The organism is Mesobacterium pallidum (assembly GCF_019966535.1).
Lineage (GTDB): Bacteria > Pseudomonadota > Alphaproteobacteria > Rhodobacterales > Rhodobacteraceae > Mesobacterium > Mesobacterium pallidum.
This window is the reverse complement of record NZ_JAIMID010000006.1, coordinates 1-15,947: the sequence shown is the minus strand read 5'-3', so window position 1 is coordinate 15,947 and position 15,947 is coordinate 1. Positions and strand designations below refer to the sequence as shown.

General features: G+C 67.6%; 17 protein-coding genes. 9 read left to right on the top strand and 8 right to left on the bottom strand.

Translation table 11 applies throughout. From position 1 onward, the window contains the following. Positions 1-104: 104 nt before the first annotated feature. Positions 105-542, bottom strand: coding sequence for an NUDIX domain-containing protein (locus tag MF270_RS10310; RefSeq protein WP_238365803.1), 438 nt, complete (start codon positions 540-542; stop codon positions 105-107). A gap of 60 nt (positions 543-602) precedes the next feature. On the opposite strand from MF270_RS10310, the gene MF270_RS10305 reads away from it, so the two are divergent. Together MF270_RS10305 and MF270_RS10300 are read left to right on the top strand one after the other, a co-directional pair. Beyond that, positions 603-1,355 carry an alpha/beta fold hydrolase gene (locus tag MF270_RS10305; protein ID WP_238365802.1) on the top strand — a complete coding sequence of 251 codons (753 nt, stop codon included), beginning with the start codon at positions 603-605 and terminating at the stop codon, positions 1,353-1,355. After that, a complete protein-coding gene (locus tag MF270_RS10300) occupies positions 1,352-2,485 on the top strand; it encodes an alpha-D-ribose 1-methylphosphonate 5-triphosphate diphosphatase (RefSeq protein WP_238365801.1) in 1,134 nt (377 codons plus the stop codon). The genes MF270_RS10305 and MF270_RS10300 overlap by 4 nt, the downstream gene beginning before the upstream one ends. Positions 2,486-2,886: 401 nt before the next feature. On the opposite strand, the gene MF270_RS10295 is transcribed toward MF270_RS10300, so the two are convergent. The 4 genes from MF270_RS10295 to MF270_RS10280 all read right to left on the bottom strand — a co-directional run bounded on the left by MF270_RS10295 (position 2,887) and on the right by MF270_RS10280 (position 5,534). Continuing rightward, positions 2,887-3,960, bottom strand: a complete 1,074-nt coding sequence (locus tag MF270_RS10295) for a 5-(carboxyamino)imidazole ribonucleotide synthase (RefSeq protein WP_238365800.1) — start codon at positions 3,958-3,960, stop codon at positions 2,887-2,889. Further along, entirely contained in the window at positions 3,953-4,441 is a 489-nt protein-coding gene (gene purE, locus MF270_RS10290; protein WP_238365799.1) for a 5-(carboxyamino)imidazole ribonucleotide mutase, read from the bottom strand. Before purE ends, MF270_RS10295 begins: the two co-directional genes overlap by 8 nt. A gap of 59 nt (positions 4,442-4,500) precedes the next feature. After that, positions 4,501-5,037: a peptidoglycan-binding domain-containing protein gene (locus MF270_RS10285; RefSeq protein WP_238365798.1), complete on the bottom strand. Its 537-nt coding sequence runs from the start codon at positions 5,035-5,037 to the stop codon at positions 4,501-4,503. Positions 5,038-5,135: 98 nt separating this feature from the next. Next, on the bottom strand, positions 5,136-5,534 hold the full coding sequence (locus MF270_RS10280; RefSeq protein ID WP_238365797.1) for an OB-fold nucleic acid binding domain-containing protein: 399 nt from the start codon (positions 5,532-5,534) through the stop codon (positions 5,136-5,138). Positions 5,535-5,685: 151 nt separating this feature from the next. Here MF270_RS10280 and MF270_RS10275 point away from each other — a divergent pair, with 151 nt between their 5' ends. After that, the gene (locus MF270_RS10275) at positions 5,686-6,009 is read left to right on the top strand and encodes a 2Fe-2S iron-sulfur cluster-binding protein (RefSeq protein WP_238365796.1); all 324 of its coding nucleotides are present in this window, start codon (positions 5,686-5,688) and stop codon (positions 6,007-6,009) included. Further along, entirely contained in the window at positions 6,009-6,809 is an 801-nt protein-coding gene (locus tag MF270_RS10270; protein WP_238365795.1) for an FG-GAP repeat domain-containing protein, read from the top strand. Before MF270_RS10275 ends, MF270_RS10270 begins: the two co-directional genes overlap by 1 nt. 87 nt (positions 6,810-6,896) lie before the next feature. On the opposite strand, the gene MF270_RS10265 is transcribed toward MF270_RS10270, so the two are convergent. Then, positions 6,897-9,137: a xanthine dehydrogenase family protein molybdopterin-binding subunit gene (locus tag MF270_RS10265; RefSeq protein ID WP_238365794.1), complete on the bottom strand. Its 2,241-nt coding sequence runs from the start codon at positions 9,135-9,137 to the stop codon at positions 6,897-6,899. A 2-nt stretch (positions 9,138-9,139) separates the two neighbouring features. Beyond that, entirely contained in the window at positions 9,140-9,604 is a 465-nt protein-coding gene (locus MF270_RS10260; RefSeq protein WP_238365793.1) for a (2Fe-2S)-binding protein, read from the bottom strand. A gap of 121 nt (positions 9,605-9,725) precedes the next feature. Here MF270_RS10260 and MF270_RS10255 point away from each other — a divergent pair, with 121 nt between their 5' ends. Beyond that, complete coding sequence (locus MF270_RS10255; RefSeq protein WP_238365792.1) at positions 9,726-10,331, top strand: TetR/AcrR family transcriptional regulator; 606 nt, start codon at positions 9,726-9,728, stop codon at positions 10,329-10,331. Here MF270_RS10255 and MF270_RS10250 read toward each other — a convergent pair. Further along, on the bottom strand, positions 10,328-11,080 hold the full coding sequence (locus tag MF270_RS10250; RefSeq protein WP_238365791.1) for an SDR family NAD(P)-dependent oxidoreductase: 753 nt from the start codon (positions 11,078-11,080) through the stop codon (positions 10,328-10,330). The genes MF270_RS10255 and MF270_RS10250 overlap by 4 nt on opposite strands. A 123-nt stretch (positions 11,081-11,203) precedes the next feature. Between MF270_RS10250 and MF270_RS10245 the strand changes: the two genes are divergently transcribed. From MF270_RS10245 to MF270_RS10230, 4 genes are all read left to right on the top strand, one after another. Next, a complete protein-coding gene (locus tag MF270_RS10245; protein WP_238366035.1) occupies positions 11,204-11,653 on the top strand; it encodes a methyltransferase family protein in 450 nt (149 codons plus the stop codon). Positions 11,654-11,828: 175 nt separating this feature from the next. Beyond that, positions 11,829-13,403, top strand: coding sequence for a Re/Si-specific NAD(P)(+) transhydrogenase subunit alpha (locus tag MF270_RS10240; protein WP_238365790.1), 1,575 nt, complete (start codon positions 11,829-11,831; stop codon positions 13,401-13,403). Positions 13,404-13,417: 14 nt separating this feature from the next. Further along, a complete protein-coding gene (locus MF270_RS10235; RefSeq protein WP_238365789.1) occupies positions 13,418-14,851 on the top strand; it encodes an NAD(P)(+) transhydrogenase (Re/Si-specific) subunit beta in 1,434 nt (477 codons plus the stop codon). A gap of 199 nt (positions 14,852-15,050) precedes the next feature. Further along, positions 15,051-15,764 (top strand): hypothetical protein, encoded by a 714-nt coding sequence (locus tag MF270_RS10230; RefSeq protein ID WP_238365788.1) that lies wholly within the window; start codon positions 15,051-15,053, stop codon positions 15,762-15,764. Positions 15,765-15,947: the final 183 nt, after the last annotated feature.

Genomic DNA, 15,947 nt, shown 5'->3' with positions numbered 1-15,947 from the left:
CCCCCGGGTCTTTCGCGTGACCCCGTGATGACGGGGCGGTCGGGCCATGGCGGGCCGCAATCCGGGCGGTCGCGTGGCGATCCGCGACAGTTCGACTCAAACTGTCACAGCATCAAGGGTTCAAGCGGATCATAGCCCGGCCCCTCGCCCCAGGCGACCTCCGAGAGGCTCGAGGGCTTGTGCGGCACCTGCGCCAGCTCTTCGCGCGAAAAGAACCGGCGGCGCGAGACGACACCTTCGGGGTCGCGCCAGTCCTCGGGCAGGGCGTTGCCCGCCCAGTGACAACGAAAGAATACCTCGACCTGGTGAAACCCCCGCTCGGGCGCGTGGTACTCGTTGACGAGGCAGGGCGCGCCCACGGTCACGTCGATCCCGCATTCCTCGCGCACCTCGCGCGCCAGGTTGTCGGGCAGGGAGGCATGCGGTTCCACCCCGCCCCCCGGTGCGCACCAGAGCGGGTTGGCCGGGTCGGACCAGGCATTGACCATCAACAGTCGATCCTGGCTCAGGATGATCGCGCGGACGGCAAGACGCAGCGGCATTTGGGCCCTCTCCTTCGACAGGGCTTTTGTAGCGCCGCGTCTGGCCCTATCTCAATCCCCATGCGCCTGATCCTTGCCCTCTGCCTTTCGCTTCTGCCCCTTGCGGCCCGCGCCGATTGCGTCGTGCTGCTGCATGGCCTTGCCCGGACCGAGGCGTCCTTTGCCGTCACCGAACGTGTCCTGCGCGAGGAAGGCTACACCGTCGTCGCGCCCGGCTATCCGTCAACAGAGGCGCCGGTGCAGGAGCTGATCGATGCGCTGCCACGGGCGGTGGCCGACTGCGGCGCGGCCGCGCCGGTGCATTTCGTGACCCATTCCATGGGCGGCATCCTGCTGCGGCTCTGGCTGTCGCAGACCCGGCCCGAGAACCTTGGCCGCGTGGTCATGCTTGCCCCGCCCAATGGCGGCAGCGAGCTGGTGGATGTGTTCGGAGAGCTCGACCTCTTCCGCCTGCTGAACGGCCCGGCCGGTCTGCAGCTGGGCACCTCCGAGGATGACCTGCCCGCCCTGCTGCCGCCGGTCGATTTCGAACTGGGCGTGATCGCCGGCAACCAGACGCTGAACCCGGTCTATTCCGCGCTGATCACCGGGCCGGATGACGGCAAGGTCTCGGTCACCTCGACCCGGGTCGAGGGGATGGAGGCGCATATCGTGCTGCCCGTGACCCATACCTTCATGATGAACAATCCCCTGGTGATCGCCGAGGTGGTGGAGTTCCTGCGCCATGGCCGGTTCGATCCGGACCTGACCTGGCCCGAGGCCGTCCAGGGCCTCGACTGGCCCTGCGCCTTCTGCCCCGAGAGCGGCGAATGAGACCGCTGCGGCTGGTCGGCGCGCAGGTCTGGCGGGACGGGCGGCTGGAGGTTGGCGAGGTCTCGGTGGCCGAGGGGCTGATCGTCGAGGGTGGCGGCGCGACGATCGACCTGACCGGGTTCGCGGTGCTGCCGGGGATCGTCGACGTGCACGGCGATGCCTTCGAGCGGCATGTCGCGCCCCGACGCGGCGCGGTGACCGACATGGGCGCGGGGCTCATGGGGGTCGAGGCGGAGCTGGCCGCCAACGGGATCACGACGGCGGTTCTGGCCCAGTTCTGGAGCTGGGAGGGCGGGATGCGCAGCCCCGATTTTGCGCGCCGGCTGCTGCGGGCGCTGCAGGACTACCGTAGCCTCGGCACCGACCTGCGGGTGCAGCTGCGGATCGAGACCCACATGATGGACGATTTCGCCGAGATCGAGGCGGAGATCGCGCGCTTCGGCATCGGCTACGCGGTGTTCAACGACCACCTGCCGCATGACCGGCTGGCCGCGGGCCGCAAGCCGCCGCGCCTGACCGGCCAGGCGCTGAAATCCGGCCGCTCGCCCGAGGCGCACCTGGCCCTGATGCAGGCGCTGCACACGCGGTCGGCGGAGGTGCCCGAGGCGGTTTCGGCCTTGGCGGCCCGGCTTGCGGCGCAGGGCGTCCGACTGGGCAGCCACGACGACGACACGGCCGCGATGCGGGCCGACTGGGCGGCGCGGGGCTGTGCCATATCGGAATTCCCAGAGACGATGGAGGCGGCGCAGGCTGCCAGGGACGGCGAGGCCATGACGATCATGGGCGCCCCCAACGTGATGCGCGGCGCCAGCCACGCCGGCAAGGTCTCGGCCCGCGAGGTGATCGCGGCGGGGCTCTGCGATGCGCTGGCCTCGGACTACCATTACCCCGCACCGCTGCGCGCGGTGATGGTCTTGCCGGGCGGATTGGCCGCGAACTGGCACCTGGTCTCGACCGGCCCGGCCCGCCTGCTGGGCCTTGCGGATCGTGGCCGGATCGCGCCCGGCCTGCGCGCCGACCTCGTGGTGCTCGACCCCGGCACGGGCCGCGTCGGCGCCACCCTGGCCGATGGCCGGATCACCTGCCTCTCTGGCATCGCAGCCGACCGATTCCTCTCCGCCGCGGCCTGACCTATGCGGCCTGCGCCTGCGCGCAGTCACAGGTTCGTTTGCGGCCTTGCGCGGGGCGCAAGCCACGACTGCGGGCCCCTCCTCCTGTCCTCCTCCCCGCGCGGGGAGGAGGGAGCGCGTGGCAGGCCGACCCCGATACTGAGACGTCGGGCCGTGGGGAGAGGTCGGAGCCTCCGGCGGGAGTATTTGGTGAAAAGTGAAAGCAGGGGCGCCCCGATCCCCTGTTCATCTTGCCCCTAAACTCCGGGGAGTGTGAGGGGCTGGCCCCTCACGCCGACACCGGCCAAGCGCGCTTTGCCTGCGTATTTTGTGAAGGAGGAAAGCCAAGGGGTCGCTTCGCCTTTCATCTTTCCAAGAACTCCGGAGAGCGCGAGGGGCGGCCCCCTCGCTTCCGGGCCGGATCACCCTTGCCGGATGATCCGGTTGGCGTGGCCCATCTTGCGCCCGGCGCGGGTTTCGGCCTTGCCATAGAGGTGCAGGGCGGTGTCACGGGCGGCCGAGAGCGCGGGCACGCGGTCCATGTCGTCGCCGATCAGGTTCTCCATCTCGACATCGGCATGGCGCGTGCCATCGCCCAGTGGCCAGCCGGCCACCGCGCGGATGTGCTGTTCGAACTGGTCCACCGTGCAGCCGTTCTGCGTCCAATGGCCGGAATTGTGCACGCGGGGGGCGATTTCATTCACCACGAGGCCCTTGGGCGTCACGAAAAGCTCGACCCCCATGACCCCGACGTAATCGAGGGCGCCGAGGATTCGGGCGGCCAGCAGGACGGCATCGGTGCGCAGCTTGGTCGAGATGCGGGCGGGCACGGTGGTGGTGCGCAGGATGCCGCCCTCGTGGACATTCTCGCCGGGGTCGTAGCAGGACACCTGGCCGTCGAGGCCGCGCGCGGCGATGACCGAGATCTCGGCGCTGAAATCGACGAACCCCTCGAGGATCGCCGGGGCGCCGGCCATGTCGGCCAGGGCCTGGCCTGCGTCCGCGGGGTCCGTGATCCGCGCCTGTCCCTTGCCGTCATAGCCGAAGCGGCGGGTCTTGAGTATCGCAGGGGTGCCGATGGTCCCGAGCGCGCGCGCCAGGTCCTCGGCCGTGTCGACGGCGGCGAAGGGGGCGACCGAGAGGCCGAGATCCGACAGGAAGGTCTTTTCGGTCAGCCGGTCCTGGCTCACCCGCAGCGCCTCGCGGCCGGGGCGGACCGGGCGCAGCGCCTCGAGCGTGTCCAGCGCGGCGGTGGGGATGTTCTCGAACTCGTAGGTGATGACGTCGCAGGGCTCGGCAAAGGCGCGCAGGGCGTCGAGGTCCTCGTAATCGGCCGTCACGATGCGTTCGCAGACCTGCGCGGCGGGGGCGCTTTGCCCGGGCTCGAAGACATGACAGCGCAGGCCGAGGCGGCTGGCCGCCACGGACAGCATTCGGCCTAGCTGGCCGCCGCCAAGGATGCCGATGGTGCTGCCGGGGGCGAGAGGCTCAGTCATCCGAGGGCTCCTCGGGGATCGAGGCGGCGAGCGCCGCGCGCCAGGCGTCGAGGCGTTCGGCCAGCGCGGGATCGGCGGTGGCGAGGATGCCCGCCGCCATCAGCCCGGCATTGGCCGCGCCGGCGGCACCGATGGCCATGGTCGCGACGGGAAAGCCCTTGGGCATCTGCACGATGGAATAGAGGCTGTCGACACCCGACAGCGCCCGCGTCTGCACCGGCACGCCGATCACCGGCACGCGGGTCTTGGAGGCCATCATGCCCGGCAGGTGGGCCGCGCCGCCGGCCCCGGCGATGATCACCTTGAGGCCCCGGCCCGCGGCCTCTTTCCCGTAGGACCAGAGCCGGTCGGGCGTGCGGTGGGCCGAGACGATGCGGGTCTCGTAGGGCACGCCCAGCTCGTCCAGGATGGTGGCTGCTTCCTTCATGGTGGGCCAGTCCGACTGACTGCCCATGATGATGCCGACTTCCACGTCGCTCATGCCTGTCCCCTGCGTTGTCAGAGCCTTGCGTTATAAGGCGATCGGGCGATTCCGCAATCTCATTCCGTTGCGGTGTCGGCGTCCAGACGGGGCACCGCGACCAGCCCCAGCTCGCGCGCGGTGTCGAGGCCGAGCGCCGCGCTGTCGCGCCCCTCTGCCGCCTGCCAGGCGCGCAGGGCCTCGCGGGTGGGGGCGTCGAGCCGGCCGGTGACCGCGCCGCCATAGGCGCGGCGCGCGGCAAGGGCCCGTTGCAGCGAGGCGACGAGCTCGGGGGTGAGGTCGCCCGGGCAGACCGTTTCGAACCAGCTTTCCTGCCGGTCCGCGACGATGCGCTGCGCGGTCTCGGTGCGATATTCGGCCGGGCTTGTGGCCGTGGCGGGGGAGACGAGCACGTGCTCGGTCACCGTTTCGATCACGGCTGGCTGGATCGTCTTGTCCCAGCAGGTGCCGGGCGGGGCGCCGGGGGGCGCCACGGCGCCGAAGTCGCGCCGGATCACCGGACCATCGGCGCCGCAGCCGGCCAGCAGGGCCAGCAGCGCGCCCGCAAGGGCGGCCGTGCGGGCAGGGCCGGTCGGGAAACGGGCGGGGCGGATCATCTGCTCGGGCGGCCTCTCTGGGCGGGTTCGGCGGCAGGATAACCCATTGCGCGGGGCCTGGAAACCGGCTTGGGCGCAGGGCCGCGAAGGCCTGCCGATCAGGCGCCGGTAGCGTCGACGGCATCGACGGCGACGAGGCGGTCGAGCAGGGGCGACAGGTCCTCGATCAGCTCGGCGACGACATGCACCACGCCGTTCTCGCGCTGCAGCGGGCCGGTGACGCGCAAGAGGCGCCCGGCGATCACCGCGCGGCGGAAGCGTTCGTACATCTTGCGCCAGACGATCACGTTGACGACGCCGGTCTCGTCCTCGAGCGTGACGAAGACGACGCCCTTGGCGGTGCCCGGCCGCTGGCGCAGGATCACGAGCCCCGCGACGGTGACCCGTGCGCCCTGCGGCGGCTCGTCCAGCCGCGTGGCGACGAGGGCCGCGGGCGGGCGGGGCCAGTCCTCGGCCGGGGGGCGTTCGAAGGGAGAGCGGTCGGCGGCGATCTGCATGAGAACATATATGGAACATTTCCGGCGCGCTGTCCAGCGGGCGGGCATCGGGTGCGACACCGGGCGAAACGGCGCGGGAAAGGGGTGGCGGGCGGTCCCAGCCTTGGGTAAGAGCGCAGGGACGACCGAGACGGGAGCAGGAGAGCCGGAGATGGCGAAGATCACCTATATCGAGCACAACGGGACCGAGCACGTCGTCGACGTGGCCAACGGGCTGACGGTCATGGAAGGCGCGCGCGACAACGGCATTCCGGGGATCGAGGCCGATTGCGGCGGCGCCTGCGCCTGTTCGACCTGCCATGTCTACGTGCATCCCGACTGGGTGGCCAAGCTGCCCGAGAAGGACGACATGGAAGTCGACATGCTCGATTTCGCCTATGAGCCCGATGCGGCGCGGTCGCGCCTGACCTGCCAGCTGCGGGTCACGGACGAATTGGACGGGCTGGTCGTCCAGATGCCGGAAAAGCAGATCTGATGCAGGGCGGCGCGGGGCAGGCGGGTCAGACCCCCGGCGCCCGCGTTCTGCGATCCGACGGGGCGCCGCGTCTGCCGCTGCGCCCGTGGCCACGTCTTGCCCGCGGCGCGCTGACAGGTCTTGGCCTGTGGCTGGCGCTGCTGGCGCCCGTGGCGGCCGCCGCGCAGATCGTCGAGGCCCGCTATGCCGAGCCGACGGGGCGCTATGCCCATGGCGTGCTGGGCGATGCGGTGGAATGGGGCGCGCTCGAGCTGCGCCTGGCGGACGGGACGGGGCGCGTGCTGCGCCTGCCCGAGACGCGTGTTTTCGAAGACATTGCCCCCCGGCTGGCCGATCTGGACGGCGACGGCGCGCCCGAGGTGATCGTGGTGGAAAGCGATGCCACGCGCGGCGCGCGGCTGGCGGTTTATGGCGCCGAGGGGCTGCTGGACGCCACGCCCTACATCGGGCAGCCCTTCCGCTGGCTGGCGCCGGTGGGGGCGGCGGATCTCGATGACGATGGCGCGGTCGAGATCGCCTATGTCGACCGGCCGCACCTGGCCAAGACCCTGCGGATCTGGCGCTGGCAGCAGGGCCAGCTGGAGCCTGTGGCGGACCTGCCGGACCTGACGAACCACCGCATCGGCTGGGAATTCATCGCGGGCGGTCTGCGGGACTGCGGCGCGGGGCCCGAAATGGTGCTGGCCGATGGCGCGTGGTCGCGGCGGATGGCGGTGCGCTGGGACGGGACGGGCTGGACACGCCACGACCTGGGGCCGTGGCGCGACATCGATGCCGGGTCCGGCGCTGATTGTCGGTGACTGACCCCTAAAATCGTTCTGACGAACGATTTTAGGAGCGGCGGGGCGGCCGAAAATTCTTCGTCAGAAGAATTTTCTGGGTCCGGGTTACACCAGCAGGTCGAACTCCGTGTTGAGAGGCAGGCTCCGCGCCCGCCGTCCGGTGAGATCGAAAAGCGCATTCGCCAGCGCCGGCGCGGCGGGCGGCGTGCCCGGCTCGCCCACGCCCGAGATGTGGCCGAGGTTTTCCAGCACCTGCACCTCGAAGGCCGGCGTGTTGTGCATCCTGAGCCCGTCGTAATCGTAGAACTGCTGCTGTTCGACCGCGCCGCCGGCAAAGGTGATCTGGCCCTGCACCGCCGCCGACAGGCCGTAGATCATGCCGCCGACCAGCTGCGCCTCGAGGTTGCCGGGGTCGAGCGCCACGCCCACATCCGCCGCGATCCAGGCGCGGGCGATGCGGATGCCCGCGTCTTCCTGAACCACCTCGATCACCTCGGCCACCGGGGTGCCGAAGCTCATGGAAAACGCCATGCCGCGCCCCACGCCGTCGGGCGTCCGGCCGGTCCAGCCGGACATGTCGCGCACCGCCTCGACCACCGCGGCCGAGGGCGCGTGTTCGCCGCGCATCAGCGCCAGGCGGAAGTCGATGGGATCGGTGCCCGCCGCATGGGCCATCTCGTCCATGAAGCATTCCAGACCGAAGGCATTGCCGCTGGCCCCGACCGAGCGCCAGAAGCCGATCGGCACCGCGAGGTCGGCGATATGGCCGCGGACCCGGTAGGCCGGCACGCCGTAGGGCTGGTCCGAGGCGCCTTCGACATGGGTCTTGTCAGGCCCGCCGGGGGCAAAGCCCATCCAGCGGGTAATCGCCTGCTGCGAGCAGGATTGCCCGGCGATCTGGCCGTCGAGCATCACAGCGCCGCCATCGGCCACGGCCCCGCGCCAGCGGGTCAGCGCCGCGGGGCGGTAGAAGTCGTGGCTCATGTCTTCCTCGCGGCTCCAGCTCAGCTGGATCGGCACGTTCGGCACCGCCTTGGCGACATGCGTGGCTTGCAGCACGTAGTCGAACTCGCCCCGCCGGCCAAAGCCGCCGCCCATCAGCGTGGTGTGGAAGGTGACCGCCTCGGGGTCCAGCCCCACTGCCTCGGCCGCGCGGTCGCGGGCGATGACGGGCCCCTGGTTGCCGGCCCAGATCTCGAGCGCGTCGCCGGTGAAAAGCACGGTGGCGTTCATCGGCTCCATCGTCGCATGGGCGAGGTAGGGCGTGCGGTAGCTGGCCTCGATCACCTGCGCGCCGGCGGGCAGGGCGGTCACGTCGCCGTCATCGCGCATGGTGGAGTTGGGGTCGGTGTCGAAGGCCGCCTCGATCGCCTCGAAGATGGCCTCGGTGGTCTCGGGGTAGGGCGCAGGCTCCCAGTCCACCTCGATGGCGTTCACCGCCTGCTGGGCAAGCCAGGTGTTGGTCGCCACGACGGCCACGCCATCGGGCAGTTCCACGACATGCTCGACCCCGGCCATGCCCTTGGCCGCGCTGGCGTCAAAGCCGCGCATCCCGGCGCCAAGGTTCGGATTTCGGCGCAGCGCGGCAAAGCGCAGCCCCTCGGGGCGCACGTCGATGCCGAAGGTGGCCGTGCCGGTGCATTTCGCGGGCATGTCGAGGCGGGGTAGCGTCTTGCCGAGCAGCGTCCACTCGGACCGGGGCCGCAGCGGCACCTCGCCCAGCTCGACGCCCGCCGCGGCCTCGGCCAGTTCGGCGTAAGCCAGCGTGGTGCCGTCGGGCGCGATGACCTGCCCGCCTTCGGTGCGCAGCTGCGACCGGCGCAGGCCGAGGCGGTCCGCCGCGACCTCCTTCATCGCCTCACGCGCGGTGGCGCCGGCCAGGCGCAGCTTGTCGAACCCGTCGCGGGTCGAGGTCGATCCGCCGGTGATCTGCATCGAGAACACTTTGGGGATCACCTCGAGCCAGTCGCCGATCCTGTGCTGGAAGGCGCTTTGCTGGTATTCGGGCGTCGGGATGGCCGCCCCACCCATGGCGCCGTTGAAATAGGCCTGCGCCGGCGGGCCGTGGATCACGCGGACCTGGTCCCACGCGACGTCCAGCTCTTCGGCGGCCATGGCGGCGAGGGTCGAATAGACGCCCTGGCCCATCTCGGCCCGGGCGGCGACGACCGTCACCCCGGTTTCGTCGATGATGATCCAGGGGTTCAGCGCGGTGCGCCCGGGGGCCGAGGTCAGCGGCATCGGCGCGGGGCGGCTGACGTACCAGGCGCCAAAGGCGGCGCCCCCGGCGATGGCGGCGGTGCCGAAAAGGAAGGTGCGGCGGGCGATCTTTCCGATGGAAGCCATGGTCAGCCCTCCTGGCTCATGCCGGCGGCCGCGCGGATGGCGGCGCGGATCCGGGGGTAGGTGCCGCAGCGGCAAAGGTTGCCCTGCATGGCTTCGTCGATCTCGGCATCCGTGGGCTGCGGCGTTTCGGCCAGCAGGGCGGCGGCCTGCATAATCTGGCCCGACTGGCAATAGCCGCATTGCGCCACCTGGTGTTCGATCCAGGCGGCCTGCAACCGGCCGAGGCGCTCGGGCGTGCCCAGCCCCTCGATCGTCGTGACCTCGCCCCAGACATCCTCGAGCGCGACCTGGCACGACCGCACCGCCTCTCCGTCGATATGAACGGTGCAGGCGCCGCAGGCCGCGACACCGCAGCCGAATTTCGTTCCGGTCATGTTCAGCCCGTCGCGCAGGACCCACAGCAGCGGGACCTCGCCCGGCAGGTCCACGTCATGCGACGTGCCGTTGATGGTGAGCGTGGTGGCCATTGGGGTGTTCTCCCTGTTCGCGTCCTGGCTGTGCTTTGGCTTCTGACAAAATGAGCAAAAAATGTCAGGCCGTCAACTGCTGAATTGACAGGTTTCGACCAATCTGTCAGCAGATCGTTTCATGGAGATTACGTTCCCGGATAACTTTCAGATCGAACCGCGGCAGGCGACCATCCTGCTCGCGGCCTTCGAGGCGTTCCGCCTCTACGGCTACAAGCGCGTGTCGATGGAGGATATCGCCCGCGGCGCGGGGATGAGCCGGGCGGCGCTGTACCAGTATTACCGCAACAAGCAGGACATCTTCCGGTCGATCCTCACGGTCTATTTCGAGATGGCGGTGGCGGGGCTGCGGGCGGCGCTCGAGGGCGCGCCGGATCTCGAGACGGCCTTTACCCGCGCCTTCGAGGCGCAGGGCGGGGAGATCATGGAGGCGCTGCTGTCCTCCCCGCATGGCGACGAGTTCATCGACGAAAAGGCGTCCTCGGCCGCCGACGTGGTCGAGGACGGCAAGGCCGCCATGGCCGTCATGATGGGCGACTGGCTGGCACGCATGGTGGCGGACGGCAAGGCGGATGCCGAGGCGGTCGGCGACCCGCTGGCCTGTGCCCGCACCATGCTGGATGCGCTGCATGCGCAGAAGCGGCCGGGCGTTGCTTACGCGGATGCGCTGGCGGCGATGCGCCGCCTCGCGCTGCTGTTCGCCCGGGGGCTGGCGCCGAAGGGCTAGATGTGCCCGCCCGAAATCATCATGGTCTGGCCATTGTAGCTTTGCGCCCCGTCCGAACAGAGCCAAAGCGCGGCTGACCCGATTTCCTCGGCCGCGATCAGGCGCTTGTGGCGGTTCGACTTGACCATGACGGCCAGCGCCTCGTCTTCGCTGATCCCGGCGCGCTGGGCGATCAGGTCGGTGTTGTGGGTGACGATGGGCGTGTCGACATAGCCGGGACAGATCGCGTTGAAGGTGATCGGTCCGCCGATGAAATCCTCGCTGAGCGACCGCATCAACCCGATGACGGCGTGTTTGCTGGCCGAATAGGCGCCCGCGCCCTTGAGCCCGCGCACCCCGGCGATGGACGATATCACGATGACCCGGCCCCAGTCGGTCGTCGCCATCGACTTCATCGATTCCCGCAGCGTCAGGAAGACCCCGTCGAGGTTGGTGGCCATGACCTTGCGCCAGAACTCCATCTCGGTCTTGTGCAGGGCCCGGCCCTCGGCGATGCCCGCATTGGCGACGCAGATCTGGATCGGGCCACGGGCCGCGACCGCCTCGGCGGTGACGCGCACGACCTCGTCCTCGTTGGTCACGTCCATGACCATCGGGTGCATGTTTTCCTCGGCCACCTCTTCCAGCACCTCGAGCCGCCGCCCCGTGATCGTCACCTGCGCCCCTGCCCGCGCCAGCTCGCGCGCGATGGCCAGGCCGATCCCGGTGCCGCCGCCCGTGACGATCGCGTGTTTCCCTGTCAGCATCATTGATCCTCCCTCTATCCCGGCCAGCCTAGCCACGGCAGAGGTCCGCGCAAGAGTGACGCAGGGGCTTGCCCGACTTGTTCCGAGAGGCGAAATTCCTGCCACTTGCCAAGGAGCCCGTCCGTGCTGAAATGGATCGACATCCCACCCGTCTGGCTGATCGCCTTCCTCGCGATCGCCTGGTTGCAGGCGCAGGCCCTGCCGCTGGGGCTGAGCCTGGGCGAGGTGTTGCCGGACCTCGTCGGCGGGCTGCTGGTGGGCGCGGGGCTGCTGCTGATGGCTCTGGCGGTCTATGAGATGCGGCGCCAACGGACCACGGTGATCCCGCATCTCGAGGCCGACCGCCTTGTCACCACGGGCATCTTCAGCCGCACGCGCAACCCGATCTACGCCGGCGACGTGCTGATCCTGCTGGGGTTCATCCTGACCTGGGACGCGATTCTCTCGCTGCCTCTGGTGCCGATCCTGCTCTGGACGCTCGAACGCCGCTTCGTCATTCCCGAAGAGGACCGGCTGCGCCGCAAGTTCCGCGCCGATTTTGCCCGCTACGCGCAAAAAACCCGCCGCTGGGTGTGATTCGCCCGGCTGGATGCTTTGTTGTGCCGCTGTGCCACGGTCGCGAAATATTATTGCGTGACTATATGGCGGCTATTCTTGCGTCTTTGACCGGGGCAGGTATTAAGGCTTAGTGAATTTCCCCCTCCGTTGCGCGGAGGGTGAGCGAACCATGTCATGAAGGGGGACTTTGGACGTGAAGATCGGAACACCCAAGGAGGTGATGGAGGGCGAGAACCGGGTCGCGATGACGCCGGACTCCGCGCTCCAGCTGCAGAAACTGGGCTACGAGTGCCTGATCGAAACCGGGGCCGGCGCCAAGGCCGGTTTCGACGATGCCGCCTATGAAAAGGCCGGCGTGACCGTGATCAAGACGGCGGCCGCGCTTTGGAAAGAGGCCGACATCATCGCCAAGGTGCGGATCCCGACCGACACCGAGCTGAAGCGCATGACCAGGGACAAGACCTTGATCACGTTCTTCAATCCGGGCGGCAACGCCGAGGGGCTCGAGCTGGCCAAGTCCAAGGGCGGCAACGTGATCGCCATGGAAATGGTGCCGCGCATCAGCCGCGCGCAGAAGATGGACGCGCTGAGCTCGATGGCCAATATCGCCGGCTACCGCGCGGTGATCGAGGCGGGCAACAACTTTGGCCGCTTCTTCACCGGGCAGATCACGGCGGCGGGCAAGGTGCCCCCGGCCAAGGTGCTGGTCGTCGGCGCGGGCGTCGCGGGCCTTGCCGCCATCGGCACCTCGACCTCGCTGGGCGCGATCACATACGCCTTCGACGTGCGGCCCGAAGTGGCCGAGCAGGTCGAATCGATGGGCGCGGAATTCGTCTACCTCGATTTCGAGGAAGAACAGCAGGACGGCGCGGCCACGGGCGGTTACGCCTCGGTCTCGAGCCCTGAGTTCCGCGAGGCGCAGCTGGCCAAGTTCCGCGAACTGGCCCCCGAGGTCGACATCGTCATCACCACCGCACTGATCCCGAACCGCGAGGCGCCCAAACTGTGGCTGGCCGACATGGTCGCGGCGATGAAGCCCGGTTCGGTTATCGTCGACCTTGCCGCCGAAAAGGGTGGCAACGTCGAAGGCACCAAGATGGACGAGAAGGTCGTGACCGACAACGGCGTCACGATCATCGGCTACACCGACTTCCCCAGCCGGATGGCGGCGCAATCCTCGACGCTTTACGCCACCAACATCCGGCACATGATGACCGACCTGACCCCCGAGAAGGACGGTCAGATCAACCACAACATGGAAGACGACGTGATCCGCGGGGCCACGGTCGCCTACCAGGGCGAGATCACCTTCCCGCCGCCGCCGCCGAAAGTGGCCGCCATCGCGGCGCAGAAGAAGGCGCCGCCGCCCAAGGAGCTGACGCCGGAAGAAAAGCGCGCGAACGAAATCGCCGCGTTCAAGGCGCAGACCAAGAGCCAGGTGACCCTGCTCGCGGTCGGCGGTGCGCTGCTGCTGGCGGTGGGCCTCGTGGCGCCGGCCAGCTTCATGCAGCACTTCATCGTCTTCGTTCTGTCGGTGTTTGTCGGCTTCCAGGTGATCTGGAACGTCAGCCACTCGCTGCACACGCCGCTGATGGCCGTCACCAACGCCATCTCGTCGATCATCATCCTCGGGGCTCTGATGCAGATCGGGTCGGGGTCGTTCCTGGTGATCCTGCTGGCCGCGCTGTCGGTCTTCATGGCCGGGATCAACATTTTCGGCGGCTTCCTCGTGACACGGCGCATGCTCGCCATGTTCCAGAAATCGTAAGGGGGTAGGGGATTATGGAATTCGGATTCACGACGGCGGCCTATGTGGTCGCGGCGGTCCTCTTCATCCTGTCGCTGGGCGGGCTTTCGGGCCAGGAAAGCGCCAAGCGCGCCGTGTGGTACGGCATCGTCGGCATGGGCCTTGCGGTCTTTGCCACGCTGATCGGCCCCGGTTCGGGCCTGTGGCTGCTGTCGGTGCTGCTGATCGCGGCCGGCGGGGCCATCGGCTTTGTCGTCGCCAAGCGCGTTCAGATGACGGAAATGCCACAGCTGGTCGCGGCGATGCACAGCCTCGTCGGCCTCGCCGCCGTCTTCGTCGGCTTCAACGCGCATTTCGAGCTGAACAACGTGCTGGCCATGACGGCTGAGCAACGTGAGAACCTGCACGGCTTTGCCGAACTGCTGGCCCACAAGTCGGGGGTCGAGCAGAACATCCTGCGGGTCGAGCTGTTCCTCGGCATCTTCATCGGGGCCGTGACGTTCACGGGCTCGGTCATCGCCTATGGCAAGCTGGCGGGCAAGGTCAGCTCGGCCGCGAAGAAACTGCCGGGCGGGCACATGCTGAACATCGCCGCGGCGGTGATCTCGGTCGTCTGCCTGGTCTGGTACTTCGCCTCGGGCGGGTTCTTCCCGCTGTTCCTGATGACGCTGGCGGCGCTCTTCATCGGCTACCACCTGATCATGGGCATCGGCGGCGCCGACATGCCCGTGGTGGTGTCGATGCTGAACAGCTACTCGGGCTGGGCGGCGGCGGCCATCGGCTTCAGCCTCGGCAACGACCTGCTGATCGTGGTCGGCGCGCTGGTCGGCTCTTCGGGTGCGATCCTCAGCTACATCATGTGCAAGGCCATGAACCGCAGCTTCGTGTCGGTGATCCTGGGCGGCTTCGGCGGCACCTCGGGCCCGGCGATGGAGGTCGAGGGCGAGCAGGTTGCGATCGACGCCGACGGCGTGGCAAGCGCCCTGGACGAGGCCGACAGCATCATCATCATCCCCGGCTACGGCATGGCCGTGGCGCAGGCGCAGCAGAACGTGGCCGAACTGACCCGCCGCCTGCGCGCCAAGGGGAAAGAGGTGCGGTTCGCCATCCACCCGGTCGCCGGCCGCCTGCCCGGGCACATGAACGTGCTGCTGGCCGAGGCCAAGGTGCCCTACGACATCGTGCTCGAGATGGACGAGATCAACGACGACTTCCCCGAGACGGATGTCGCCATCGTCATCGGCTCGAACGACATCGTGAACCCGGCCGCGCAGGAAGACCCGAACAGCCCCATCGCCGGCATGCCGGTGCTGGAATGCTGGAAGGCCAAGCAGGTCTTCGTGTCGAAGCGCGGCCAGGGCACAGGCTATTCGGGCATCGAGAACCCGCTGTTCTACAAGGAGAACACGCGGATGTTCTACGGCGACGCCAAGAAGAGCCTCGAAGAGCTGCTGGGCAAGATCAGCTGATCTGTCGGGTTGCGCGAAACAGGAAAGGGCGGTCCCTCGGGGCCGCCCTTTTTCATGGGGGAGCGATGTGCTCGGAAGATTGCTTTGCAATGGTACAGCATGTGTCCACTTCGAACTGCCTCCGTCCTTGGGGTAACCTACTTCTCCCTGCTAGCTTTAGCGTGTTTAAATGAAAGAGTTATGTCGGGGAGACCGTTGGATGTTCTTTAGTAAGGGCCGAAAAAGGGAAGTTGAGCCAGAGCTAGCGCCCTATGCAAACTTTGTTGTCAAGAAAGCTGCCCCTTTTCTAACTACTCAGCGTGATGCCATCTTGGATACGGCAAAAAAGTCTTTTCCGAAGGGCATGTTCGAACGCGGAGCTATGCGCGCGCTGTCCAAATATGGTCATGCTACCGGTCAGACGGTTGCACTTACATTGGCTGGTGCCGCAAGAAATGAATTCGGCAGAGAGTTATCCGACATCGAGTACGGTGATTGTGCGCTGGCGGCACACTTCATGATGCGAATTCCACTTCGAAGACATCATGAGGCTAGCGACGATATCATAGGAGATTGGATCACGGCGTTCGAAGCCGACTTGAACTACCTTGTTTTCGTTGACAACAGCGACTCCGTCATCGACCTGATTGAGCAGGGCAATGACCGTTACTTGTACTATGAAAAGAACGACGACGCGAAACTGCCAGACGCATACTTTTTCCTCCTCGCCAAAGTTCTGTTGCAAAGAGAAAATGGTGAATGGCAGCCATACCGATTTTTGGATCCGATGCTTGGGCCAAGTCCGACCCTGTTGGCGTCCTTCGCGACAGCTTGGGATGATATCGGCACTTTGATTCAAGAGTGGATGGATACAGTGAGGAGAGTGCAAAAGGAGGCTAATAAGAACGGTCTTGAAGTTTGGACTTGGTGGTAGAAGCAGTCTTAATGAACTCGGCAGGAATGGTGTATCGGAACAAATGCAGACATCCAAGATCGCGTTCTGCTCATTGCATTTGTCTGCACCACGACCTGCCTAGGGTCAGGACTCATAGCCAGTAGATGACGATTGCGGCGAGGGCGATGGCTGAGAGGAAGACCTTCGGGCATCTGTCGTATC